The following is a 24278-nucleotide window of genomic DNA, read 5'->3' as shown; positions in this document are numbered from 1 at the left end:
GTGATCCATGACGGCTTCCATGACGACTGACGCGCTCAGGTCGGGGCAGAAGACGCCGTGCTCACGTGATCACTCGACGTGCACGTGCATTTGCTCATGCATTAGCCCATGCATACGTAAAGAAATGCGGCTATCATCCCAGTCAGTTGACAGTTGCACTAATGCACGAACAGTGGAGAGCCCTGTGCGCGACCACCCGTACAACGGCATGGCGGCCGCGGACCTCCAGGGGGTCGTCTGGCAGAAGAGCAGGCACAGCAATTCCCAGGGGTCCTGTGTCGAGTTCGCCAAGCTGCCCGGTGGGCACGTGGCCGTACGGAATTCCCGCTTCCCGGACGGACCGGCACTCGTCTACACCCCGGCCGAGGTCGAGGCGATGCTGCGCGGCGCGAAGGACGGGGAATTCGATCACCTGGTGCACGACCCGGTCGGCCACGCGTGAGAGCCCGCCCCTGAGAGCCCGCGCGTGACATAGGCGCGTGAGCGACACTGGTATCGGTGGGGGTCGTTCTGATGTGAGAACGGCGATGAGCGATGAACGGCTCGGTCCGCGTCGGACATGTCCTCGGGGTGCCGCTGCGCATGCACTGGAGTGCCCCCGTACTGATCGTCCTGCTCGCCTATGGGCTCGGCCGCGAGACGCTGCCCGCCTGGACACCCGGGCGGACCGGGCTCGTGTACGCGGTCGCGAGCGTGATCGGCGCCCTTCTGCTGATGGGGAGCCTGCTGCTGCATGAGGCCGCGCACGCGGTCACCGCGCGCGGCAGGGGCGTATCGGTGGAGGACGTCACGCTGTGGGCGCTCGGCGGCGTGACCCAGATGGGGCGGCCGCGCACCGCCCGGATCGCCCTGCTCGTGGCCATCAGCGGCCCGCTCACCAGCCTGGCCATCGGCGGCATCGCCGTGGGCGCCGGGATCGGGGCCAACGCGCTGGCCGGATGGGGCGTACCGGCGGCGCTGCTGATCTGGCTGGGCTGGGCGAATCTGCTGCTGGGGGTGTTCAACCTGCTGCCCGCCGCGCCGCTGGACGGCGGCCGGGTGGTGCAGGCGGTGCTGTGGTGGCGTACGGGCGACCGGGAACGGGCCGAGCGGGCGGCCGGGCGCAGCGGCCAGATCTTCGGGGTGCTGCTCATCGCCGTCGGCTGGTTCTCGTTCGTGCGCGGGGAGGGCGGCGGGCTGTGGATCTCGCTCGTCGGGCTGTTCATCCTGGTGATCGCCAACGCGGAGCGGCAGCGCGCCGGTATCAACACGGCGCTGCGCGGGGTGCGGGCGGGCGACGCGATGTCGTCCCCGGTCGCGACGGGCGCCGACTGGCTGCCGGTGGGGCGGTTCATCGACGAGGTGGCCGCGCACTCACGCCACTCGGTGCTGCCGCTGCTGGACTTCGAGGGCCGGGTCAGCGGTGTCGTGGAGCTGCGCGCGCTGGCGGCGGTCCCGGCCGGGATGCGGGAGGAGCGGCGGGTGCGCGAGGTGGCGACGCCGCTGTCGCGGTGCACGGTCGCGACGTCGGACGAGCTGCTGAGCGAGGTGCTGGAGCGGGCCCGGCCGGGGGCCGGGGGGATGCCGGTGCTGGTGGTGGACGACGGGCGTCTGGAGGGGATCGTCACCTCCCACGATGTGTCGCGGCTCTTCCAGCTGCACTCGCTGGGCATCACGACGGCGCCGCCGGAGGCGACGCCTCACTAGGCTCAGGTGCGGGGCAGGCGGAACAGGGCCCAGACGATCTTGCCGGGCAGCGTTCCGGCCAGCGGATGCCAGCCCCAGCCGTCGGTGAACGACTCCACCAGATGCAGCCCCCGCCCGGACTCCTCGCAGGAGCCGGCCTCCCCGGCGACCGGTCCGGCCTCGCTGGGGTCGCGTACGGCGCACACCAGCCGGGAGGCGGAGTACATCAGGTGGAGCCGCACCAGGGGTGGTTCGGGTCCGTCCCCGGGCGGGCCGCCCGGCAGCGCCCCGGCGACCGCGTGCCGCAGCGCGTTGGTGACCAGTTCGGAGACGACGAGGGCCACCTCGTCGAGCAACTCGGGTATGTCCCACTGCCGCAGCGTGGCGCCGGTGAACTGCCGCGCCCCCTTGACCGCGTCGTAGCGGGCCGGAAGGGAACAGGAGACGGCGCCGGAGACGGCGGAGGGATCGATCGCGGGAAGCCCCCGCCACAACGGTTCCAGCAGGGCCGTACCTTCGCTCCCCATGCGAGCACTCCTGCATCCGTGGCCCTGACGAATCCTGGCCAGATCTCGTACGAGCTTGCACGTGCGCGTACCCCATGGTTTCGAATGCCGACGGCAGATGCAAGGGCAAATGCACGTGCACGCACGGGTATTGAGGTAGTGCATGCATCTTTGCCACACTTTCGTTCTACGCACATATGCGTAGGACTCCCGGTCGGGTAACCGCTTGGGCACAGACCGGAGCCCGGAAAGTGGCAGACTTCGGCCTGCCGGGTTGCGGGGGCCCAATCACCGGAAGAGCGCGTTCCGTACAGGGAGGGTCACGGACACATGACCGCAAGCGAGTCGAGTGGATCGGTGGTGCGCCGCATTCTCCTGGGCTCCCAACTCAGGCGGCTGCGCGAGGCCAGGGGTATCACCCGCGAGGCGGCGGGCTATTCGATCCGCGCCTCCGAATCCAAGATCAGCCGGATGGAGCTGGGCCGGGTGAGCTTCAAGGCGCGCGACATCGAGGACCTCCTCACCCTGTACGGGGTCACCGAGGAGGCGGAGCGCGCGGCACTGCTCGGCCTCGCCCGCGAGGCCAACCTCACCGGCTGGTGGCACAGTTACGGCGATGTGCTGCCGGGCTGGTTCCAGACGTACGTCGGTCTCGAGGGCGCCGCCTCGCACCTCGCCGTCTACGAGGTCCAGTTCATCCACGGCCTGCTCCAGACCGAGGGCTACGCCCACGCCGTGGTCACCCGGGGCCAGCCGCAGGCGTGCGAGTCCGAGGTGGAGCGGCGGGTCGCGCTGCGACTGGAGCGGCAGAAGCTGCTGGTCTCCGAGCGGGCCCCGGCGTTCCACGTGGTGCTGGACGAGGCCGCGCTGCGCCGCCCGTACGGCGGGTCGGAGGTGATGCGCGCCCAGCTGCGGCACCTCCTCTCCGTCTCGGAGGCGCCGAACGTGACGCTCCAGGTGATGCCGTTCGCCTTCGGCGGGCACGCGGGGGAGAGCGGGGCGTTCACCCTGCTCCGGTTCCCGGAGTCCGACCTGCCGGACATCGTCTATCTGGAACAGCTCACCAGCGCCCTCTACCTGGACAAGCCCGATGAAGTGGGGCAGTACGAGCGGGCGTTGGAGCGGCTGGGGGCGGACAGCCTGTCCCCGGAGAAGAGCCGGGACCTGCTCGGGGAGCTCCTGCGCGAGCTCTGACCGATCAGTAGGATGACGCCCTGTCAGGAATACCCCCCACGCGTTCGCGGGTGTCCGGATGCGGTCCCGCGTCCTCCAGATAGGGATGGCATGTCCTACTTCTCCGAGTTGGCCTTCCAGTACATCGGTGGTGAGTGGCGCACCGGCAGCGGTTCCTGGGACATCGTCGACTTCAACCCGTACGACGGGGAGAAGCTGGCCTCGATCACCGTGGCCACCGTCGACGAGGTCGACCTCGCCTACCGCACCGCCGAGCGGGCCCAGCCGGAGTGGGCGGCCCGCAACCCGTACGCCCGGCGGGCGGTCTTCGAGCGGGTGCTGCGCGTCATCGAGGAGCGCGAGAAGGAGCTGACCGAGACGATCATCGCGGAGTGCGGCGGCACCCACGTCAAGGCGGGCTTCGAACTGCACCTCGCCAAGGAGTTCCTGCGCGAGGCGGTCCAGCTGGCGCTGCGCCCCGAGGGCCGCATCCTGCCGTCGCCCGACGACGGCAAGGAGAACCGCCTCTACCGGGTGCCGGTCGGCGTCGTCGGCGTGATCAGCCCCTTCAACTTCCCCTTCCTGCTGTCGCTGAAGTCGGTCGCCCCGGCGCTGGCCCTCGGCAACGCCGTCGTCCTCAAGCCGCACCAGAACACCCCGATATGCGGCGGCGGTCTGGTGGCGAAGATCTTCGAGGAGGCCGGGCTTCCGGCCGGGCTGCTCAATGTGGTCGTCACCGACATCGCGGAGATCGGTGACGCCCTGATCGAGCACCCGGTCCCGAAGGTCATCTCGTTCACCGGCTCCGACCGGGTCGGCCGCCATGTGGCCACCGTCGCGGCCTCGCACTTCAAGCGCTCCATCCTGGAGCTGGGCGGCAACAGCGCCCTGATCGTGCTGGACGACGCCGACCTCGACTACGCGGTGGACGCCGCGGTGTTCAGCCGCTTCGTCCACCAGGGGCAGGTCTGCATGGCCGCCAACCGGGTGCTGGTGGACCGGTCGGTGGAGTGCGCGTTCACCGAGAAGTTCGTGGCCAAGGTGAAGACGCTGACGGTGGGCGACCCGGCCGACCCGGCCACCCACATCGGCCCGCTGATCAACGAGAGCCAGGCCGAGGCCGTCACCGCGCTCGTCGACCAGACGATCGCCGACGGCGCGACCGCGCTGGTACGGGGGCGGGCCGACGGCACCCTGGTGGAGCCGACCGTCCTCGGCGACGTCCCCGAGGGCTCGGCGATCCTCCGCCAGGAGGTCTTCGGCCCGGTCGTGGTGCTCATCCCGTTCGACGGTGACGAGGAGGCCCTGCGGATCGCCAACGACACCGACTACGGCCTCAGCGGCGCCGTGCACACCGGCGACATCGAGCGTGGGGTGCGCCTCGCCAAGCGCGTCCACACCGGCATGATCCATGTGAACGACAGCACCGTGCACGACGAGCCGATCGTGCCCTTCGGCGGCGAGAAGCACTCGGGGGTCGGGCGGCTCAACGGGGAATCGATGGTCGAGGACTTCACCACCACCAAGTGGATCTCGATCCAGCACGGCCGCAGCCAGTTCCCGTTCTGACGTGACGCCGGGAAGGCTTGCGGGCCTTCGGGTTTGCGGATTTTCGCGCTTGCGGACAGAAGCTGACCGCAAGCCTTCCTAAGGTGAGGTTCGTCGAAGGGCACCCGACCGGGCGCCCTCCTCGTGAAAGGCGGCAGCCATGCCCACCGTCGTGAACTCCGAAGCCTGCAAGGACGAGCGCTCCGCGCTGCTGGCCTATCTGGACGCGCAGCGCGGCGGCATCCGGCGCGCCGTGCACGGTCTGACCGAGGAGCAGGCCCGCAGCGCGCCGAGCGCGAGCGCGCTGTCCCTGGCCGGGCTGATCAAGCATGTGACCCAGGCCGAAGCGGACTGGACCCGCAAGGGCCAGGGCCGTGTGGACGACTGGCCGCCGAAGGACGCGCTGGCGAAGTTCGAGGCAGGCTTCACCCCCACCGCCGACGAGACGGTGCCGGTGCTGCTGGAGCGGTACGAGGCGGTGGCGCGCGCGACCGACGAGGCCGTGCTCGCGCTGTCCTCGATGGACGACACGTTCGAGTCGCCCCGCTACCCGTGGGACGAGGGCGGCACCCGGACCTGGCGCTGGCTGGTCCTCCACCTGATCGAGGAGGTCTCCCGGCACGCGGGGCACGCGGACATCATCCGCGAGACGATCGACGGGAAGGGCGCGTTCGATCTGGTCTTCGAGACCGGTGCGATGCCCGAGCCCGATTGGTCGCTCATGGAGGGCTGACACCCCTACTCTGGACCCCAGCGCAGGTCAGGCGGGGGCAGGATGGGGAGACGGGCACATGTCAGCGATCCGGCTGCTGGTGCTGGGAGCGGTGCGCCAGCACGGGCGCGCACACGGCTATCAGGTCCGTAACGACCTGGAGTTCTGGGGCGCGCACGAGTGGTCCAACGCCAAACCCGGATCGATCTACCACGCGCTCAAACAGATGGCGAAGCAGGGCCTGATGCGCGCCCACGACGTGGCCCCGAGCACCGCCGGCGGCCCGCCGCGCACCGAGTACGAGCTGACCGCGGCGGGCGAGGAGGAGTACTTCAAGCTCCTGCGGGACGCCCTGCTGCGGCACGACCAGAAGATCGACGAGCTGACGGCCGGGGTCGGGTTCATCGTGGACCTGCCCCGCGCCGAGGCCATCGCGCTGCTGAAGGAGCGGGTGGCGGCGCTGGAAGGGTGGCGGGCCGAGGTCACCCGGCACTGGTCGCCGCCGCAGGACAGCCCCGACGAGTGGGGTCATATCGGCGAGATCATGAAGTTCTGGGTCCACTCGGCCGACAGCGGGGCCGAGTGGACCCGCGGGCTGATCGAGCGGCTCGAAGGCGGGGCGTACGTCATGGCGGGCGAGGGGGAGCGCTCGGTGGACGTCCTGCCGGACGGGGCGCCGAACCCGCACGCGGAGTAGGTCCGCCAGTAATCAAGTTTGACTAGACCCGGATCGGGGAGTACCTTCCGGAGGTTCGTAGTCAAATTTGACTAATGCGGCTCATTGCGGAGCGAGAGGGGAAGACCGTGGCCGACAGCGATCCCGCGATCGTCGTCGAAGGACTGCGCAAGACCTACGGAGCACCACGAGCCGGAGCACCACGGGCCGGAGCAAAGCGGCCCGGAGGAAAACCGGCCCTGGCCGGACTCGACCTGACCGTCCCGTCCGGCACCGTGCACGCCCTGCTCGGCCCCAACGGCGCGGGCAAGACCACCTGCGTCCGCATCCTGGCCACCCTGCTGCGCCACGACGGCGGCCGCGCCGAGGTCGCCGGGTACGACGTGCTGCGCCGGCCCGACGAGGTCCGCCACCGTATCGGGCTGCTCGGCCAGCACGCCGCGGTGGACGAGGAGCTGAGCGGGCGGCAGAACCTGGAGATGTTCGGCCGCCTCCACCACCTCGGCGGGCGGCGCGCGGCGGCCCGCGCGGACGAGCTGCTGGAGCGGTTCGGCCTCGGCGACACCGGTACCAAGGCCGTCGGCCGGTACAGCGGCGGCATGCGGCGGCGGCTGGACCTGGCCGCGAGCCTCATCGTGCGGCCGCGGGTGCTCTTCCTGGACGAGCCCACCACCGGGCTCGACCCGCGCGGCCGCACCGAGGTGTGGCAGTCGGTCCGCTCCCTGGTCGGCGACGGTACGACGGTCCTGCTCACCACCCAGTACCTGGAGGAGGCCGACCAGCTCGCCGACCGCGTCTGCGTGGTCGACCACGGCCGGGCCGTCGCGGACGACACGACCGACCAGCTCAAGGCCCGCATCGGCGGGGACCGCATCGACGTCGTCCTGCGCGACGCCGGTCAACTGGCCGCGGCCGCCTCGGTGATCGGCATGGCCACCCGCGCCGCCTCGGTCGACACCGACCCCGACCGGCGGCGGATCGGCGCCCGGGTCACCGACCGGGTCGCCGCCCTCACCGAGACCGTACGGGCGCTGGACGCGGCCGGGATCGAGGCGGAGGACATCGCCCTGCGCCGCCCCACCCTCGACGAGGTGTTCCTGCACCTCACCGGCGACGAGACGCGCGACGAGACGCGCGACGAGACCCGTGACGACGCCGCAGAGGAGACCTCCGTATGACCGCCTTGACCCTCGTCGACTCCTGGACCATGACCCGCCGCGGCCTCGCCCACTGGGCCCGCCAGCCCGTTCAGGTGGTGGTGGGCCTGGTCTTCCCGGTGATGATGCTGCTGATGTTCGCGTACTTCCTCGGCGGCGGGATGACCGTCCCGGGCGGCGGCAACTACAAGCACTACCTGGTGCCGGGCATGCTCGCCCTCACCATGGTCTTCGGCCTCGAAGGCACCATGCTCGCGATCGCCCAGGACCTCAACAAGGGCGTCATCGACCGCTTCCGCTCCCTGCCGATGGCCTCCTCCGCGGTGCTGATCGGGCGCAGCGTGCTGGACATGCTCCAGTCCGCGCTCAGCCTGCTGCTCCTCATCGGGGTCGGGCTCGCGATGGGCTGGCGCTGGCACGGCGGCATCGGTGACGTGCTGTTCGCGGTCGGGCTGCTGCTCTGGCTGCGCTTCGCGATGCTGTGGATCGGCATCTATCTGGGCCTGCTCGCCGGGCGGCCCGAACTCGTGCAGGCCGTGCAGATCCTGGTCTGGCCGATCGGCTTCCTGTCCAACGTCTTCGCCGCGCCCGGGTCGATGCCCGACTGGATCGGTTCGATCGCGGCGTGGAACCCGATGTCGGCGACGGCCACCGCGGTCCGTGACCTGTTCGGGAGCCCCGGGGGCCACGGCGCGTCGTGGGCCGAGGAGCACGCCGGACTCCTCGCGGTCTGCTGGCCGTTGGCGCTCCTCGTGGTCTTCTTCCCGCTCGCCGTGGCCCGTTACCGGGGGCTCAGCCGCTGAGTGTCCGACCCGCCGTCCCCGATGCCAGCTATGTCACACCCCCACCCGACGTCGCCGGATGCGGATACGGTGCACGTATGGGGAACGACACGGCGGGCACGGGGGCGGCACGGACGAGCGGGCCCGGTTACGCCCTGCTCCTCGCCGCCGGTCCGATGGGCAAGCAGCGGCTGATGGACGCGGCCGCCGCGCTGCCACAGCTCGCGGCCGTGCCTCCGGCCGCGCTGCTGGGCACGCCGGGCGGCGCCAGCGTCGTCCAACTCGTGGACCCCGCCGATCCGCAGACCGTGCTCACGCACCTGCGGACGGCGGCCGCCCACCCGGGCCCGGTGCTCGTCTATCTCGCGGGCCAGCTCACCCTCGACCACAAGCAGCGGCTGCCGCACATCGCGCTGGCCCGTACGACGCCGAGGACCGCCCGTTACACCGCGCTGCCGTGGCACTGGCTGGCCGCCGAGCTGGCCCAGCGGCCGCCGGGCAGCACCACGGTGCTCGCCGATCTGGTGGCGGACGAGACCGCCTGGCCGCGGCTCTCCGACGGACGGCTGCCGGTCGATACGCTCGCGGGCGGGCTCACGCTGTACGGGGCGATCGCCCCCGCCCCGCCCAAGCGCCAACTCGCGGCGCCCGTCTACAGCCGCGCCCTCGCCGGGCTGCTGCGCGGTGAGCACGAGGGCAGCCCGCCGTTCGCCCTGCTGCACCAGCAGGCCGCCGCCGAGGCCGGGCTGGGCGCCGGGCCCGGATTGCTGCTGGGCGCACCGGTGGAGGGCTACGCGGCGTACGAGGCGTCGGGGACGTACGGGGCGCCCGGGGCGTACGAGCCGCACGAGCCGCACGGTGCACACGGGTCGTACGAGCCGCACGGTGCACACGGGTCGTACGAGCCGCACGGTGCACACGAGCCGCACGAGCCGCACGGTGCACACGGGTCGTACGAGGCCCAGGGGCCACACCAACACCAGCCGCCCCAGGGAGGACCGGCCGCGCCGTCCGCCTCGCCGCCGCCCGGGCCTCCGCCCACGCCTGCCGCGCCCGCCCCCGGGGGCGCCCCGGCACCGGAGCCCATACCGGCCCGGCGGCCCGAGCCCGTCCCCGATCCGCACGCCGCGATCTTCGAGGCCGCGCACGCCGGACGCCACAGCGAGGCCGCCTCGATGGCCGCCGCCTGGGAGCAGGAGGCCCTCCGGTCGGCCGGGCCGCGCTCCTCCGACGCGATCCACTGGCTGGAGGTCCGCGCCGACCTCGCGCGGATCGCCGGGGATCCGGCCCGCGCGTGTGAGCTGTGGCTGGCGGTGGCCGACGCCCGGCTGGGCAACGGCGAGCCGACCGGACACCCCGAGGTGGAGGGCGCCGTGGACCGGGCCCACCACCAGTGGCAGTTCGTCCAGGAACCGGCCCGGGCGCATGCCCTCGCGCCGATGCTGATCGATCTGCGGGGCCGGGTGCCGGGCCGCAGGCCGGGCGCCCTGGAGGCCGTGCGGCGCAGGGTCGAGCTGCTCCGCGCCACCGCTCAGGCGCGCTGATCCCCGGCGGCGGGCACCGCGCTCAGTGGTGGAAGGCCGTGGCGACCTCCGCGGGCCGCTCCATCGGCGCCGACTGCTTCCGCAGTTCGGGCAGGAGCGTCCGCAGGTCGTCCAGGAAGAGGTCGGACAGGTCCGCCGAGAAGCCGTTGCGGCACACCACCCGCAGCACCGACAGGTCCTGGCGGTTCGCCGGGAACGAGTACGCGGGCACCAGCCAGCCGTGTTCGCGCAGCCGCCGCGACACGTCGTACACGTCGAAGTTGGTGATCTCCTCCGCCGTCGTGAAGGCGAAGACCGGCAGCTCGTCGCCGCGCGTGAGCATCCTGAAGTCCCCCAGCTCCGCGATCCGTGTCGAGAGCGAGCAGGCCACGTCGCGGGAGGTCTGCTGGACGGCGCGGTAGCCGTCCCGGCCCAGCCGCAGGAAGGTGTAGTACTGGGCGGCCACCTGGGCGCCGGGCCGGGAGAAGTTGAGCGCGAAGGTCGGCATCTCGCCGCCCAGGTAGTTGACCCGGAAGACCAGCTCCTCGGGCAGGCACTCCGGCGTACGCCACAGCGCCCAGCCCACCCCCGGGTAGACCAGGCCGTACTTGTGCCCCGAGGTGTTGATGGAGGAGACGCGGGGCAGCCGGAAGTCCCACATCAGGTCGGTGTCGAGGAACGGCGCCACCATCGCGCCCGAGGCGCCGTCCACATGGACCGGTACGTCGAGCCCGGTGCGCTCCTGGAGGTCGTCCAGGGCCGCGCACACCTCGGCGACCGGCTCGTACGACCCGTCGAAGGTCGAGCCGAGCACGGTGACGACCCCGATGGTGTTCTCGTCGCACAGCTCGGCGGCGGCCTGGGGGTCGAGGTGGAACCGGTCGCCCTCCATGGGCACCTGCCGCGGCTCCACCTCCCAGTAGGCGCAGAACTTCTCCCAGCACACCTGGGTGTTGATCCCCATGACCAGATTGGGCCGGGCGGTGGCCGGATAGCGGACGGGGTTGCGCTTGGCCCAGCGCCGCTTGAAGGCCAGTCCGGCGAGCATGCACGCCTCGCTCGACCCCGTCGTGGAGCAGCCCATCACCGTATGCGGGTCGGGGGCGTGCCACAGGTCGGCCAGGATGGTCACACAGCGCCGCTCCAGTTCCGCGGTGCGCGGGTACTCATCCTTGTCGATCATGTTCTTGTCCCGGGAGTCGGACATCAGCCGCCCCGCCTGTGCCTCCATCCAGGTGGTGACGAAGGTGGCGAGATTCTGACGGGCGTTGCCGTCGAGCATCAGCTCGTCGTGCACCAGCTGGTACGCGGCGGAGGGGGCCATGGGCCCGTCCGGGAGGCAGCGGCGCGGCGGGTTCGTCGTCATGCCGCTGACCGGATCGGCCACGCCGTAGAAGGGGTTGACCGAGATGTCGGGCCGCTTTGCCGCGTCGCGTCTGCCGCCGTGAAGTGCCATGCCCATTAAATTACGGACATATGGCGCAAATGCCCGGATCCCGCGCCGCCCGGATTCCGCGCCGACAGCCCGTGGCCGTCAGCCCGCGCTGCTGAGCGACAGCTTCGCCGCGAAGCCCAGGAACGCCGCCCCCGCGCCCGCCGACAGCCCGGCCGTCAGCCGCTTGCGCCGCCGGAAGACGGCCGCGAGATACGTACCGCCGAAGATCAGCAGGGACAGGTAGGTGATGCTGAACAGCTGCGCCCACAGGCCCAGCGCCACGAAGGACAGCGCCGGATGGGCGTACTCCGGGTCGACGAACTGCACGAAGAAGGAGATGAAGAACAGGATCGCCTTCGGGTTCAGCAAGCTCACGACCAGGGCCCGGCGGTAGGGCCGCTCGACCGCCCCGACCGCCCCGACCGCCCCGACCGCCCCGACCGCCCCGGACGCCCCGACCGCCCCGGACGCCCCGACCGCCCCGGACGCCCCGGGCGCCCCGGGCGCCACGCCGCCCTCGCCGTCCGCGGCACCCGCGGCCGTCTCCGCGGCCCCGGTAGTCCGCGCGCCGCTGCCCGGCCCCTGGCGCCACAGCTTCCGCGCCCCGCGCAGCATGCCCACGGCGAGCCAGGTCAGATAGCCCGCACCGGCGAACTTCACCACGGCGAAGAGCGCCGGGCTCGCCTGGAGCAGCGACGCCACGCCGCCGGCGGACAGCGTCATCAGCACCGCGTCCCCGCACAGCACCCCGCCCGCCGCCCGGTAGGCGGTGCGGGGGCCGCGGCGGGCGGCGACCGACACCACATAGAGCGAGTTCGGGCCCGGCAGCAGGATGATCAGGGCAAGTCCCGCCAGATACGTCGAAAGATCGGTTATCCCCAGCACAATCGGCAGGATGCCAGGGAACGCGGATCGCGCCCGCATGATTTCGGCATCCGGACTTGCACCTCACGCGACGTGAGGCGCCACCGTGGAGCCCGTACGGGCCCCCGTACAACGACATGCAGGGAGAGCGGACCAGGTCATGAGCTATTCCGTGGGACAGGTCGCGGGCTTCGCCGGGGTCACGGTGCGCACGCTGCACCACTACGACGAGATCGGGCTGCTGCGCCCGAGCACCCGCAGCACGGCCGGGCACCGGCGGTACGACGACGCCGACCTCGACCGGCTCCAGAGCATCCTGTTCTACCGGGAACTCGGCTTTCCGCTCGACGAGGTGGCGGTCCTCCTCGACGACCCGGACGCGGATCCGCAGGCCCACCTGCGGCGTCAGCACTCGCTGCTGACCGACCGGATCGAGCAGCTCCAGAAGATGGCCGCCGCCGTCGAACACGCCATGGAGGCACGCAAGATGGGCATCAATCTCACCCCCGAGGAGAAGTTCGAGGTCTTCGGGGACTTCGATCCGGACCAGTACGCGGACGAGGTCGAGGAGCGCTGGGGCGACACCGAGGCGTACCGGGAGTCGCAGCGCAGGGCGGCCTCGTACACCAAGGAGGACTGGCAGCGGATCCAGGCCGAGGCCGACGGGCTCAACGACCGCTTCGTCGCGCTGATGGAGTCGGGCGCCGCGCCGGAATCCGAGGCCGCGATGGACCTCGCCGAGGAGCACCGGCAGGGGATCGTCCGGAACCACTACGACTGTTCCCACCAGCTCCACGCCTGCATCGCCGAGAACTATGTGACGGATCACCGCTTCACCGAGAACATCGACAAGGCCAAGCCGGGGCTCGCCGCGTACCTCAGGGACGCGATCCGGGCCAACGCGGAGCGCCACGGCTGAGAGGGCCTCGGGTGTGAGCGGGCGGACAGCGGGAACCACGGGCACGCACATGGCGTTGATAGCTTTGGGCGGCACACTGCGAAGCGATGACCCCGCAGCAGTCCGTACCCCGACCCTGCGGCCGGGCCTCGCACGAGCACGAGCCTGCACCCCTCGACCCAGGAGCCTGTGACCCGTGACCACCCTCGCGCTCGGCCCTCAGTGGCTGGACCCGGACTATCTGATCGAAACCTTCGGGCTGCTCGGCGTCTTGGCCATCGTCTTCGCGGAGTCCGGCCTGCTCATCGGCTTCTTCCTGCCGGGCGACTCGCTGCTGTTCACCACCGGTCTGCTGGTCACCACCGATGTGATCAAGCAGGAGCTGTGGCTGGTGTGCACGGCCGTCGCCGTCGCGGCGATCGTCGGTGACCAGGTCGGATATCTCTTCGGCCGGAAGGTCGGGCCCGCGCTGTTCAAGCGCCCGGACTCCAAGTTCTTCAAGCAGGAGAACGTGGAGAAGGCGCATGAGTTCTTCGAGAAGCACGGTCCGAAGTCGCTGATCCTGGCCCGCTTCGTGCCCATCGTGCGCACGTTCACGCCGATCATCGCGGGCGTGAGCCGGATGAACTACCGCTCGTTCATCATCTTCAACATCGTCGGCGGTGTGCTGTGGGGCACGGGTGTCACCCTGCTCGGCGCATCGCTCGGCAAGGTCGACTTCGTCCACAAGCACATCGAGCTGATCCTGGTCGGCATCGTCCTGCTGTCCGTCATCCCGATCGTGATCGAGTTCCTGCGGGCCCGGAGCCAGTCCAAGAAGGCGGCTGCCGAGGCACCGGCCGGGCCGGTGGCCGACCAGCAGGGGCCGCGCGGCCGCCACGCCAAGCGCTGACCGGGCGGCGCCCCGAGCGCCGACCGGGGCCCGGGGTTCCCGTCCGAGGCGCATCTTCACCGTCACTTCACAGGGGTCACCCCACTACACACCCGTCGCACACGCTGCCCCCACTCCCACTCGGCGGCCACCTGCCCGCACAATGGGCTGCGGTGGCCGCCGATGATGCATCGTGGCTGCTGGAAGAGTGACGGGGAGGCGGTCGAGGAGCGAGGCAGTGGGGTCGGACCGACAGTACGGGCAGCGTGGCGCGGGCACGCAGGACGCGGATACGGCGGAGAACCGCAAGCCGCAGTCCGATGAGGCGCACAGTGCCTTCACACCGCCCCAGGGCGTACCGCGGCCGCCCTCGCCCGATGGTGAGCACCCGACCTCGGAGTTCGCCATCCCCCAGGGGCTGGCCGCCGAGCTGACCGCACCCGAGACCGAGAGCTCGGCCTTCGTGCCGCCCGCCGGGGTCGTCACGTCGGCCAACCAGACCACCGGCGGCTTCCCGGCCTTCACACCGCCGAACGGCATACCCATGGTCCGGCTGACCAAGGATTCGCCCTGGCAGGACCGGATGCGCACGATGCTGCGGATGCCGATCAGCGAGCGTCCGACACCGGCCGAGCGCACCGATCCGCAGGACGACACGGGCCCCGCCGTCCCCCGTGTGCTCGATCTCACCCTCCGCATCGCCGAGCTGCTCCTCGCGGGCGGCGAGGGCGCCGAGGACGTCGAGGCGGCGATGCTCGGTGTGGCGCACGCGTACGGGCTCCACCGCTGCGAGCCGACCGTGACCTTCACCCTGCTGTCGGTCAGCTACCAGCCCTCGCTGGTCGACGACCCGGTCACCGCCAGCCGTACGGTGCGCCGCCGGGGCACCGACTACAACCGGCTGGCCGCCGTCTTCCGGCTCGTCGACGACATCACCTCGCAGGACGACTTCACCCTGGAGGAGGCGTACCGGCGGCTCGCCGAGATCCGCCGTAACCGCCACCCGTACCCTGGCTGGGCGCTCACCGTGGCCGCCGGCGGACTGGCGGGCGCGGCGAGCATGCTGGTCGGCGGTGCGTGGCCGGTGTTCTTCGCGGCGGCGATCGGCGCGATGCTGGGCGACCGGCTGGCGTGGCTGGCGTCCGGGCGCGGACTGCCGGAGTTCTACCAGTTCGTGGTCGCGGCGATGCCGCCCGCCGCGATGGGGATCGCGCTCAGCCTCATGGGCGCGGGACTCCAGTCGTCCGCGGTGATCACCGGTGGGCTGTTCGCGCTGATCCCCGGGCGGGCCCTGGTGGCGAGCGTCCAGGACGGGCTGACCGGGTATTACATCACCGCCGCGGCCCGGCTGCTGGAGGTCGGCTACCTGATCGTCGGCATCGTCTGCGGCGTGCTCACCGTGCTGTACGGCGGGCTCCAGCTGAACGCCAAGCTGAACCCGGAGGCGGCGCTGGGCCACGATGTGCGGCCGGTCACCCAGATCCTGGCGGCGATGCTGCTGGCGCTGACGTTCTGCATCCTGCTCCAGCAGGAACGTCACACCGTGCTGTTCGCCACCCTCAACGGCGGGGTCGCCTGGGTGGTCTACGGCGCGCTCGCCGACACCGCCCAGGTGCCGCCGGTCGCCGCCACGACCGTGGCCGCCGGGCTGGTCGGCCTGTTCGGGCAGTTGCTCTCCCGCTACCGCTACGCGTCGGCGCTGCCGTACGTCACGGCGGCGATCGGGCCGCTGCTGCCCGGTAGCGCGACGTACTTCGGACTGCTCGCCCTCGCCCAGGGAAATCTGGACCGCGGCATCCCCCACCTCACCCAGGCGGCGGCACTCGCCCTGGCGATTGCCATCGGGGTGAACCTGGGTGGCGAGGCGGCCCGGCTGTTCCTCAAGATCCCGGGCAGCGGGGACGACCCCTCGGGACGTCGCGCGGCCAAGCGCACCCGCGGCTTCTGACCCGCGGCTGCCCTGCTCCGACCTGCGTAAACGACGAACGGGCCGACCTTGTGGTCGGCCCGTTCGGGTGTCGGGGCTCAGTGGCCGCCGGACGCCTCCAGGCGCTTGATGGACGCCTCGACCTCGGCCTCGGCCTCGGCGCGTCCCACCCAGTTGGCCCCCTCGACCGACTTGCCGGGCTCCAGGTCCTTGTAGACCTCGAAGAAGTGCTGGATCTCCAGGCGGTCGAACTCCGACACGTGGTGAATGTCACGCAGATGCTCGACCCGCGGGTCCGACGCGGGCACGCACAGCAGCTTGTCGTCGCCGCCCGCCTCGTCGGTCATCCTGAACATGCCGATCGCACGGCACTTGATCAGGCAGCCGGGGAACGTCGGCTCGTCGAGAATGACCAGGGCATCCAGCGGGTCGCCATCCTCGCCGAGGGTGTTCTCGACAAAGCCGTAATCCGCCGGGTAGCTGGTCGAAGTGAAGAGTCGACGGTCGAGACGGATGCGCCCCGTCTCGTGGTCCACCTCGTACTTGTTCCGCGAACCCTTCGGGATCTCGATGGTGACGTCGAACTCCACGGGTGGCTCCTCCATGATCAACACATACGTCTGGTGATTAAGTGTCCCCCACGCAGGTGTGTGGTGGCGAAAGGGGCTGGTCCGTCGTGCCTGAAGCCAGATCACGGCAGTTCAGGGAGTTGCTCGCACGCGGGCGGACCCTCGTGCGGGACCAGTGGCGCCGCGTCGCCGCCGTCCGGGTCCGGCTCCGCGACCACTGGTGGAACCGCCCGGTCCGGGAACGGCCGTGGCACAGCCGGGTCCGCGACCTGTGGCGACGCACCGGGCTCCACGACCGCTGGCGGCGCACCCCGCCCCAACAGCGCGGCACCTGGCGGCTGGTGGCCGTCTCCGGCACCGTCGGCCTCGCCGTCGCGGCCGGATCGGTGCTCGCCTCCGGGCCCTGGGACACCGGCCAGCGTACGGCCGAACGCGCCCGGGCCGCCCGCGGACCGGCCGCGGGTGGCGAGCGTCACCCCGGCAAGCCCGCCCCCAGCGCCGCGCCCGTGCTGGCCGCCCTCGGCGCGCCAGGCGCCGTGCCGTCGCCGGACAGCGGCGAGGACGCGGTGCCGCCGCCCACCGGCGGCGGGCTCGCCGACACCCTGGAACCGCTGCTGGACGACCCCGCGCTGGGCAGCGACCGCTCGGCGTCCGTCGTGGACGTGACGACGGGACAGCAGGTGTTCGGGACCGGCGCGAAGAACGCCGTGGTGCCCGCGTCGACCATCAAGCTGGCGACCGGCGCCGCCGCGCTCTCCGCCCTCGGGCCCGACTACCGGATCAAGACCACCGTGGTCCAGGGCGCCGACGACGGCATCGTGCTCGTGGGCGGCGGCGACCCGACCCTCACCGCCCGCGGCGCCAAGGGCGCCGAGCGCCCCGCCTCGCTGCGCGCCCTGGCCGACGACACCGCCCGCGCCCTCAAGAAGCGCGGCACGACGTCCGTCCGGCTCGGGTACGACACCTCGCTCTACTCCGGGCCCGGGCTGCACCCCATCGGCCCCAACGAGAACATCTCGCCCGTCACCCCGCTGATGGCCGACGAGGGCCGCCTCGACGACAGCGACCACGGCCCGGCCGCGCGCTCCGAGGACCCCGCGGCCGACGCGGCGGGAACCTTCGCCTCGATGCTGCGCGACCGCGGCGTCGAGGTGACCGGGGACCCGCGGGAACGGGAGGCCGGAAAGCGCCCCCAACCGCTGGCCACCGTCCGCTCCCAGCCACTGTCCGCGCTCGTCGAGCGGATGCTGACCAACAGCGACAACGACATCGCCGAGGCCCTGGCCCGGCAGACCGCCGTCGCCGCCGGTGAGCCCGCGAGCTTCGACGGCGCGGCGAAGGCCGTGACCGCCCGGCTGAAGAAGCTCCGGCTGCCGGTCTCCGGCGCCCGGATCGCGGACGGCAGCGGGCTCGACCGCGACGACCACGTCTCCGCCGCGCTGCTCGCCCGGGTGCTGGTGCGGGCCGCGGACATCGGCCACCCCGAGCTGCGGCCGCTGCTCACCGGGCTGCCGGTGGCCGGATTCAGCGGCACCCTGCGCGCCCGCTACGACGCGGACACCGTCGGCCGTGGCGTGGTGCGCGCCAAGACGGGCACCCTGACCGGGGTCAACACCCTGGCGGGCAGCGTCGTCGACGCCGACGGGCGGCTCCTGGTGTTCGCGTTCATGACGAACGGCACCACCGACCCCCAGGGCGCCCAGCGGGCCCTGGACACCATGGCCTCGGCGCTCGCCAACTGCGGATGCCGGTGAGGCAGAGGCGAGACAGCGGAGCCGGAGGTGACGCGTCGCCCGGTCGGGCCGGGGGCGGCCGCGTGTGCGGGGAGTCGTCTCCTCCCGGATGGGGCGCGGGCCACGTACCGTGAAGCCATGACGAGCATCGGTGGTGTGGAGATGGTCGACTGGAACCTGGCCGTCGCGACCGCGACCCGGCTGGTGCGCCCGGGCCCCGAGGTGAGCCGGGACGAGGCGCGCGCCGTCGTCGCGGAGCTGCGACGGCACGCGAAATCCTCGGAGGAGCACGTCCGCGGCTTCACCCGGATGGCCGTCCCCGGCGGCCCGGCCTCCGACACCCCCGTCCTCGTCGTGGACCGCGCCGGCTGGATCCGGGCCAATGTCGCGGGCTTCCGCCAGCTCCTGTCGCCGCTGCTGGGCAAGATGCAGGACCGGCGCGGCGGGCTCCCCGGCGGGGCGGTGCTGGGCGCGGTCGGCGGCAAGGTGACCGGCGTCGAGCTGGGGATGCTGCTGTCGTTCCTGGCGTCCCGGGTGCTCGGCCAGTACGAGACGTTCGCGCCCGCCACCCGCGACCTGCCCGCCGGGGCCGCGGGCGGCGGCCGGCTGCTGCTGGTGGCCCCCAACATCGTCCACGTGGAGCGCGAGCTGGACGTGGCCCCGCACGACTTCCGGCTGTGGGTCTCGCTGCACGAGGAGACGCACCGTACGCAGTTCACCGCGGTGCCCTGGCTGCGCGACCACATCGAGTCCGAGATCCAGGCGTTCCTGGGCGAGACCGACGTGGATCCGGCCACCCTGCTGGAGCGGATCCGGGAGGCCGTCCAGTCGCTGGGCGGTGGGCGGCCGGACGGCGAGGAGGCCGCGGAGCGCGGCGCCGCGCCCAGCATCATCGAGCTGGTCCAGACCCCGGCCCAGCGCGAGATCCTGGCCCGGCTGACCGCCGTGATGTCGCTGCTGGAGGGGCACGCGGACTACGTGATGGACGGCGTCGGGCCGGACGTCGTGCCCACCGTCGCCGAGATCCGCGAGAAGTTCCAGAAGCGGCGGGCGAGCGGCGCGGGCCGCCTCGACCAGGCGCTGCGCAAGCTGCTGGGGCTCGACGCCAAGCTGCGGCAGTACCGTGACGGTGAGCGGTTCGTACGGGCCGTGGTGGACCAGGTCGGCATGGACGGTTTCAACCGGGTCTGGACGTCCCCCAACACGCTCCCGACCAAGTCGGAGATCAGCAAACCCGCCGAGTGGGTCGCGCGGGTGCACCGTAAGGCAGAGTCGTGAAACCGGCTCACTTGGGAACGGATGAATGCTCCCGTTAATCACTCGTCCGAGGGACCGTTAGCGACGGGTAGGCGTGCGATGCTCGGGGAACAGCTCGCTTCTGTCACCATCGACATACACAGCGTGACGAATCCCCCCGCGTGACGACATCTCGTTCGCCCCCCGAGGCACCCCCTCGCATGACAGATGGGAAACGGACATGGGTCCCCATCCAGCGGTCGCCGCGATACGCCTGGCGGTCCGCCGCGTCCTCCACGACGTCCTCGTCGACTCCCCGGCCGCCTCCGCCCCCGCGCAGCCCTCCCCGGCCTCCCCGGCCCAGGCGCCCGCCCCCCGCGGCTCCACCCCCCGCGAGAGCCGCCCCCTGGTGCTCGCCGCCTGCTCCGGCGGAGCCGACTCCATGGCCCTCGCCTCCGCGCTCGCCTTCGAGGCCCCCCGGCTCGGCCTGCGCGCCGGCGGCGTCACCGTCGACCACGGCCTCCAGCCGGGCTCCGACCTGCGCGCCGCCGAGGTCGCCGAGCGGATGCGGGAGCTGGGCCTGGCCCCCGTCGAGTCCATCGCCGTGTCCGTCGGCCGGGACGGCGGCCCCGAGGCCGCTGCCCGGGACGCCCGCTACGCCGCCCTCGACTCCGCCGCCGAGCGCCACGCGGCCGCCGCCGTGCTGCTCGGCCACACCCGCGACGACCAGGCCGAGACGGTTCTGCTGGGCCTCGCCCGCGGCTCCGGCACCCGCTCGCTGTCCGGCATGGCCCGCGTCTCCGGCACCGGCGGCCGCTACCGCCGCCCCTTCCTCCAGCTCGACCGGCACACCGTGCGCCAGGCCTGCCTCGTCCAGGCGCTGCCCGTCTGGGACGACCCGCACAACGTGGACCCGGCCTACACCCGCTCCCGGGTCCGCCACGAGGCGCTGCCCGTCCTGGAGAAGGCCCTCGGCAAGGGCGTCGTCGAGGCCCTCGCCCGCACCGCCCAGCTCTCCCGCGACGACGCCGACGCCCTCGACGCCTGGGCCGTCCGCGCCGAGGCCGAGGTCCTGCGCACCGCCCCGGCCCCCGCCCCCGGGGCCGGGTCCGGCGGCGCCGAGGCCGTCGAGCTGGACACCGTCGGCCTGCACGGGCTGCCGCCCGCCGTCCGCCGCCGGGTGCTGCGCCGCGCCGCCATCGCCGCGGGCGCGCCCGCCGGGTCGCTCTTCGCCCGCCACATCGAGGAAGTCGACCGGCTGATCACCGGCTGGCGGGGTCAGCGGGCCATCAACCTCCCCGGCCGCGTCGAGGTCCGCCGGGAGGGTGGCAGACTGGTGATCCGGCAGGGCTGACCCGCCCGAGCCAGATGAGCCGGTTACGTCGAACGAGAGTGGCGCGGGTGGACGACAAGGACATGGGCACCGACCTCAAGTCGGTCCTCATCACCGAGGATGAGATCAACGCGAAGCTGGCCGAGCTGGCCGCCCGCATCGACGACGAGTACGAGGGCAAGGACCTGCTGATCGTCGGCGTGCTCAAGGGCGCGGTGATGGTGATGGCGGACCTGGCACGAGCCCTCTCCACGCCCGTCACGATGGACTGGATGGCCGTGTCGTCGTACGGCGCGGGCACCCAGTCCTCGGGCGTGGTCCGGATCCTCAAGGACCTGGACACCGACATCAAGGGCAAGCACGTCCTGATCGTCGAGGACATCATCGACTCCGGCCTGACGCTGTCCTGGCTGCTGTCCAACCTGGGGTCGCGCGAGCCCGCCTCGCTGAACGTGTGCACGCTGCTGCGCAAGCCGGAGGCGGCCAAGGTCGCCATCGACGTGAAGTGGGTCGGCTTCGACATCCCGAACGAGTTCGTCGTCGGATACGGCCTCGACTACTCGGAGAAGTACCGCAACCTGCGGTTCGTCGGGACCCTGGCCCCGCACGTCTACGGCGGCTGAGAGGCACCGCCGCCCCCTGGGAACCTGGCGCGGTTTTCCGCCGTTGGAGCAGGGGAAGGCGGATGTGTTAACACTCCACGGCGGCGTCGGGTGACAATGCTGGGGTACCGTCCGAAGGTCAGTCTTTTTCGAGACTGAGGGTTACACAGCTCATACACCACTAAATACACCGCAATACACCGCACGCACAGGCGCCCCTCCAGGGCTGCCGTGCCTCACTGTGGCAGGAGGGACGGGGCGGTTTCGCCCCGTATGGATGGACGTGAAGCGCTACTTCCGTGGGCCGGTCATGTGGATCGTGCTGGCCGTCCTCGCCGTGGTCGTGTTGATGCAGGTCGTCGGCTCGTCCGGCGGCTACAAGTCGGTGGACACCAGCCAGGTCGTCAAGGCGATCAACAGGAACCAGGTCCAGTCCGCCGAGCTGACGACCGGCGACGAGCACAAGATCAAGGTCGAACTCAAGGACAATGTCGCCAAGGTCTCGGGGAGCAACAAGCTCCAGGCGACCTACATCGGTGACCAGGGCGTCGACCTCGCCAGGACCCTTCAGGCCAATGCCCAGAAGGACAACGGGATCCCCGACGGGTACAACGTCTCGACTTCGAAGCAGAACCCGTTCGTCGGGATTCTGCTCTCGCTGCTCCCGTTCGTGCTGATCGTCGTGGTCTTCCTGTTCCTGATGAACCAGATGCAGGGCGGCGGCTCCCGAGTGATGAACTTCGGGAAGTCGAAGGCCAAGCTGATCACCAAGGACACGCCGAAGACGACCTTCACCGATGTGGCGGGGTCGGACGAGGCGGTCGAGGAACTCCAGGAGATCAAGGAGTTCCTCCAGGAGCCGGCGAAATTCCAGGCCGTCGGTGCCAAGATCCCCAAGGGTGTGCTGCTGTACGGCCCGCCCGGTACGGGTAAGACCCTGCTCGCGCGCGCCGTCGCGGGTGAGGCGGGCGTCCCGTTCTACTCGATCTCCGGCTCCGACTTCGTCGAGATGTTCGTCGGTGTGGGTGCCTCCCGGGTCCGTGACCTGTTCGAGCAGGCCAAGACCAATGCCCCGGCCATCGTCTTCGTCGACGAGATCGACGCCGTCGGCCGGCACCGCGGCGCGGGCATGGGCGGCGGTCACGACGAGCGCGAGCAGACGCTGAACCAGCTGCTCGTGGAGATGGACGGCTTCGACGTGAAGGGCGGCGTCATCCTGATCGCCGCCACCAACCGGCCGGACATCCTGGACCCGGCGCTGCTGCGCCCGGGCCGTTTCGACCGGCAGATCGCCGTCGACCGCCCGGACATGCAGGGCCGTCTGGAGATCCTCAAGGTTCACCAGAAGGGCAAGCCGGTCGCACCGGACGTCGACCTGTCGGCCGTCGCCCGCCGCACCCCCGGCTTCACCGGTGCCGATCTGTCGAACGTGCTGAACGAGGCCGCCCTGCTGACGGCCCGCGGCGACAAGAAGCTGATCGACAACCACTACCTGGACGAGGCGATCGACCGCGTCGTGGCCGGCCCCCAGAAGCGGACCCGGATCATGAGCGACAAGGAGAAGAAGATCACCGCGTACCACGAGGGCGGTCACGCCCTGGTCGCGGCGGCGTCTCCGAACAGCGATCCCGTGCACAAGGTCACGATCCTCTCCAGAGGCCGGGCCCTGGGCTACACCATGGTCCTGCCGGACGAGGACAAGTACTCGACCACGCGCAACGAGATGCTGGACCAGCTCGCCTACATGATGGGCGGCCGGGCGGCCGAGGAACTGGTCTTCCACGACCCGACCACGGGCGCCTCGAACGACATCGAGAAGGCGACCGCGACGGCCCGCGCGATGGTCACGCAGTACGGCATGACCGAGCGGCTCGGCGCGATCAAGTTCGGCTCCGACAACTCCGAGCCGTTCCTGGGCCGGGAGATGGCCCACCAGCGCGACTACTCGGAAGAGGTCGCCGCCCTGGTGGACGAGGAGGTCAAGAAGCTCATCGAGGCCGCGCACAACGAGGCGTGGGAGATCCTCGTCGAGAACCGCGACGTCCTCGACAACCTGGTGCTGGCGCTGCTGGAGAAGGAGACGCTGAACAAGGAGGAGATCGCCGAGATCTTCGCCCCGGTCGTGAAGCGTCCGGCCCGCCCGGCGTGGACCGGCTCCTCGCGGCGTACGCCCTCCACCCGCCCGCCGGTGCTCTCCCCCCGGGAGCTCGCCCCGGCGAACGGTGCCCAGCCCACCTCGGCGGCCTCGCTCACCAAGGCCACCGCGCCCGAGGACGGCGTCGAGCGGCCCGAGGAGTCGGGCTCCGGCTCCGAAAGCTGATCCCGGCCTCCCGGGGCCCGAGAGGGCCCCGGGAGGACCCGGAATGAATGCCGCGTCACCCAGGTTCTAGCCTTGGGGACGCGGCATTCCGCATTTGTGCACATCAGGAACGAGGAAGCCCCATGACGGACCCGGTGACGCTGGACGGCGAGGGCACCATCGGCGTGTTCGACGAGAAGCGAGCCGAGAACGCGATCCGTGAGCTTCTGATCGCCGTCGGTGAGGACCCGGACCGTGAGGGGCTGCGGGAGACGCCGGGGCGGGTGGCCCGCGCGTACAAGGAGATCTTCGCGGGGCTGCGGCAGGAGCCCGAGGACGTCCTGACCACCACCTTCGACCTGGGCCACGACGAGATGGTGCTGGTCAAGGACATCGAGGTGATGTCCTCGTGCGAGCACCACCTGGTGCCCTTCGTGGGGGTCGCGCACGTCGGCTACATCCCGTCCCACGACGGAAAGATCACCGGGCTGTCGAAGCTGGCCCGGCTGGTGGACGTGTTCGCCCGCCGCCCCCAGGTCCAGGAGCGGCTGACCACCCAGGTCGCCGACTCGCTGATGCGGATACTGGAACCGCGCGGGGCGATCGTCGTGGTCGAGTGCGAGCACATGTGCATGACCATGCGCGGGGTGCGCAAGCCCGGCGCCAAGACCCTCACCTCGGCCGTGCGCGGCCAGCTGCGCGATCCGGCCACCCGGGCCGAGGCGATGAGCCTCATCATGGCCCGCTGAACGGCCCGCTGAGGGCCGGG

Annotated in this window: 22 protein-coding genes; 18 read left to right on the top strand and 4 right to left on the bottom strand. The window is 71.4% G+C overall.

Annotated features, from left to right (window positions below; translation table 11 throughout):
• Positions 1-208: 208 nt before the first annotated feature.
• Together LCH29_RS25030 and LCH29_RS25025 are read left to right on the top strand one after the other, a co-directional pair.
• The gene (locus tag LCH29_RS25030; protein ID WP_123100487.1) at positions 209-442 is read left to right on the top strand and encodes a DUF397 domain-containing protein; all 234 of its coding nucleotides are present in this window, start codon (positions 209-211) and stop codon (positions 440-442) included.
• 92 nt (positions 443-534) lie between these two features.
• Positions 535-1686, top strand: a complete 1152-nt coding sequence (locus tag LCH29_RS25025; protein WP_446463977.1) for a site-2 protease family protein — start codon at positions 535-537, stop codon at positions 1684-1686.
• A 2-nt stretch (positions 1687-1688) separates the two neighbouring features.
• Here the strand turns inward: LCH29_RS25025 and LCH29_RS25020 are convergent, their stop codons facing one another.
• Positions 1689-2192: an ATP-binding protein gene (locus tag LCH29_RS25020; protein WP_446463976.1), complete on the bottom strand. Its 504-nt coding sequence runs from the start codon at positions 2190-2192 to the stop codon at positions 1689-1691.
• Between the two features lie 309 nt (positions 2193-2501).
• Here LCH29_RS25020 and LCH29_RS25015 point away from each other — a divergent pair, with 309 nt between their 5' ends.
• From LCH29_RS25015 to LCH29_RS24985, 7 genes are all read left to right on the top strand, one after another.
• On the top strand, positions 2502-3365 hold the full coding sequence (locus LCH29_RS25015; protein WP_446463975.1) for a helix-turn-helix domain-containing protein: 864 nt from the start codon (positions 2502-2504) through the stop codon (positions 3363-3365).
• Between the two features lie 90 nt (positions 3366-3455).
• Positions 3456-4913 (top strand): aldehyde dehydrogenase family protein, encoded by a 1458-nt coding sequence (locus LCH29_RS25010; RefSeq protein WP_446463974.1) that lies wholly within the window; start codon positions 3456-3458, stop codon positions 4911-4913.
• A 139-nt stretch (positions 4914-5052) separates the two neighbouring features.
• A complete protein-coding gene (locus LCH29_RS25005) occupies positions 5053-5625 on the top strand; it encodes a DinB family protein (protein ID WP_446463973.1) in 573 nt (190 codons plus the stop codon).
• Positions 5626-5683: 58 nt separating this feature from the next.
• Entirely contained in the window at positions 5684-6301 is a 618-nt protein-coding gene (locus tag LCH29_RS25000) for a PadR family transcriptional regulator (protein ID WP_446463972.1), read from the top strand.
• 107 nt (positions 6302-6408) lie between these two features.
• The gene (locus LCH29_RS24995) at positions 6409-7458 is read left to right on the top strand and encodes an ATP-binding cassette domain-containing protein (protein WP_446463971.1); all 1050 of its coding nucleotides are present in this window, start codon (positions 6409-6411) and stop codon (positions 7456-7458) included.
• Positions 7455-8240, top strand: a complete 786-nt coding sequence (locus tag LCH29_RS24990) for an ABC transporter permease (RefSeq protein WP_446463970.1) — start codon at positions 7455-7457, stop codon at positions 8238-8240. Before LCH29_RS24995 ends, LCH29_RS24990 begins: the two co-directional genes overlap by 4 nt.
• A gap of 77 nt (positions 8241-8317) precedes the next feature.
• Positions 8318-9763 (top strand): hypothetical protein, encoded by a 1446-nt coding sequence (locus LCH29_RS24985; RefSeq protein ID WP_446463969.1) that lies wholly within the window; start codon positions 8318-8320, stop codon positions 9761-9763.
• A 22-nt stretch (positions 9764-9785) separates the two neighbouring features.
• Here LCH29_RS24985 and LCH29_RS24980 read toward each other — a convergent pair whose 3' ends face one another.
• Together LCH29_RS24980 and LCH29_RS24975 are read right to left on the bottom strand one after the other, a co-directional pair.
• Positions 9786-11198, bottom strand: a complete 1413-nt coding sequence (locus LCH29_RS24980; RefSeq protein WP_446463968.1) for a glutamate decarboxylase — start codon at positions 11196-11198, stop codon at positions 9786-9788.
• 78 nt (positions 11199-11276) lie between these two features.
• Positions 11277-12062, bottom strand: a complete 786-nt coding sequence (locus LCH29_RS24975) for a LysE family transporter (protein WP_446463967.1) — start codon at positions 12060-12062, stop codon at positions 11277-11279.
• Between the two features lie 139 nt (positions 12063-12201).
• Between LCH29_RS24975 and LCH29_RS24970 the strand changes: the two genes are divergently transcribed.
• The 3 genes from LCH29_RS24970 (at position 12202) to LCH29_RS24960 (ending at position 15758) form a co-directional block, all read left to right on the top strand.
• Complete coding sequence (locus LCH29_RS24970) at positions 12202-12960, top strand: MerR family transcriptional regulator (protein WP_446463966.1); 759 nt, start codon at positions 12202-12204, stop codon at positions 12958-12960.
• 175 nt (positions 12961-13135) lie between these two features.
• Positions 13136-13831 carry a DedA family protein gene (locus LCH29_RS24965; RefSeq protein ID WP_446463965.1) on the top strand — a complete coding sequence of 232 codons (696 nt, stop codon included), beginning with the start codon at positions 13136-13138 and terminating at the stop codon, positions 13829-13831.
• Between the two features lie 217 nt (positions 13832-14048).
• Entirely contained in the window at positions 14049-15758 is a 1710-nt protein-coding gene (locus LCH29_RS24960; RefSeq protein ID WP_446463964.1) for a threonine/serine exporter family protein, read from the top strand.
• A gap of 77 nt (positions 15759-15835) precedes the next feature.
• On the opposite strand, the gene LCH29_RS24955 is transcribed toward LCH29_RS24960, so the two are convergent.
• Positions 15836-16327, bottom strand: coding sequence for an inorganic diphosphatase (locus tag LCH29_RS24955; RefSeq protein ID WP_009716864.1), 492 nt, complete (start codon positions 16325-16327; stop codon positions 15836-15838).
• A gap of 248 nt (positions 16328-16575) precedes the next feature.
• On the opposite strand from LCH29_RS24955, the gene dacB reads away from it, so the two are divergent.
• The 6 genes from dacB (at position 16576) to folE (ending at position 24258) form a co-directional block, all read left to right on the top strand.
• Positions 16576-18060, top strand: a complete 1485-nt coding sequence (dacB, locus tag LCH29_RS24950) for a D-alanyl-D-alanine carboxypeptidase/D-alanyl-D-alanine endopeptidase (protein WP_446464096.1) — start codon at positions 16576-16578, stop codon at positions 18058-18060.
• Between the two features lie 117 nt (positions 18061-18177).
• Complete coding sequence (locus tag LCH29_RS24945) at positions 18178-19317, top strand: zinc-dependent metalloprotease (protein WP_446463963.1); 1140 nt, start codon at positions 18178-18180, stop codon at positions 19315-19317.
• A 199-nt stretch (positions 19318-19516) separates the two neighbouring features.
• Positions 19517-20629: a tRNA lysidine(34) synthetase TilS gene (tilS, locus tag LCH29_RS24940; RefSeq protein ID WP_446463962.1), complete on the top strand. Its 1113-nt coding sequence runs from the start codon at positions 19517-19519 to the stop codon at positions 20627-20629.
• A 62-nt stretch (positions 20630-20691) separates the two neighbouring features.
• Positions 20692-21231: a hypoxanthine phosphoribosyltransferase gene (hpt, locus tag LCH29_RS24935; RefSeq protein ID WP_123106858.1), complete on the top strand. Its 540-nt coding sequence runs from the start codon at positions 20692-20694 to the stop codon at positions 21229-21231.
• 256 nt (positions 21232-21487) lie between these two features.
• Positions 21488-23530: an ATP-dependent zinc metalloprotease FtsH gene (ftsH, locus tag LCH29_RS24930; RefSeq protein WP_446463961.1), complete on the top strand. Its 2043-nt coding sequence runs from the start codon at positions 21488-21490 to the stop codon at positions 23528-23530.
• Positions 23531-23652: 122 nt separating this feature from the next.
• Entirely contained in the window at positions 23653-24258 is a 606-nt protein-coding gene (folE, locus tag LCH29_RS24925; protein WP_446463960.1) for a GTP cyclohydrolase I FolE, read from the top strand.
• Positions 24259-24278 lie beyond the last annotated feature (20 nt).

The sequence above is a fragment of the Streptomyces sp. BRA346 genome (assembly GCF_052851135.1).
The sequence above is the reverse complement of the archived record's forward strand: the minus strand, read 5'-3'. Positions and strand labels throughout refer to the sequence as shown.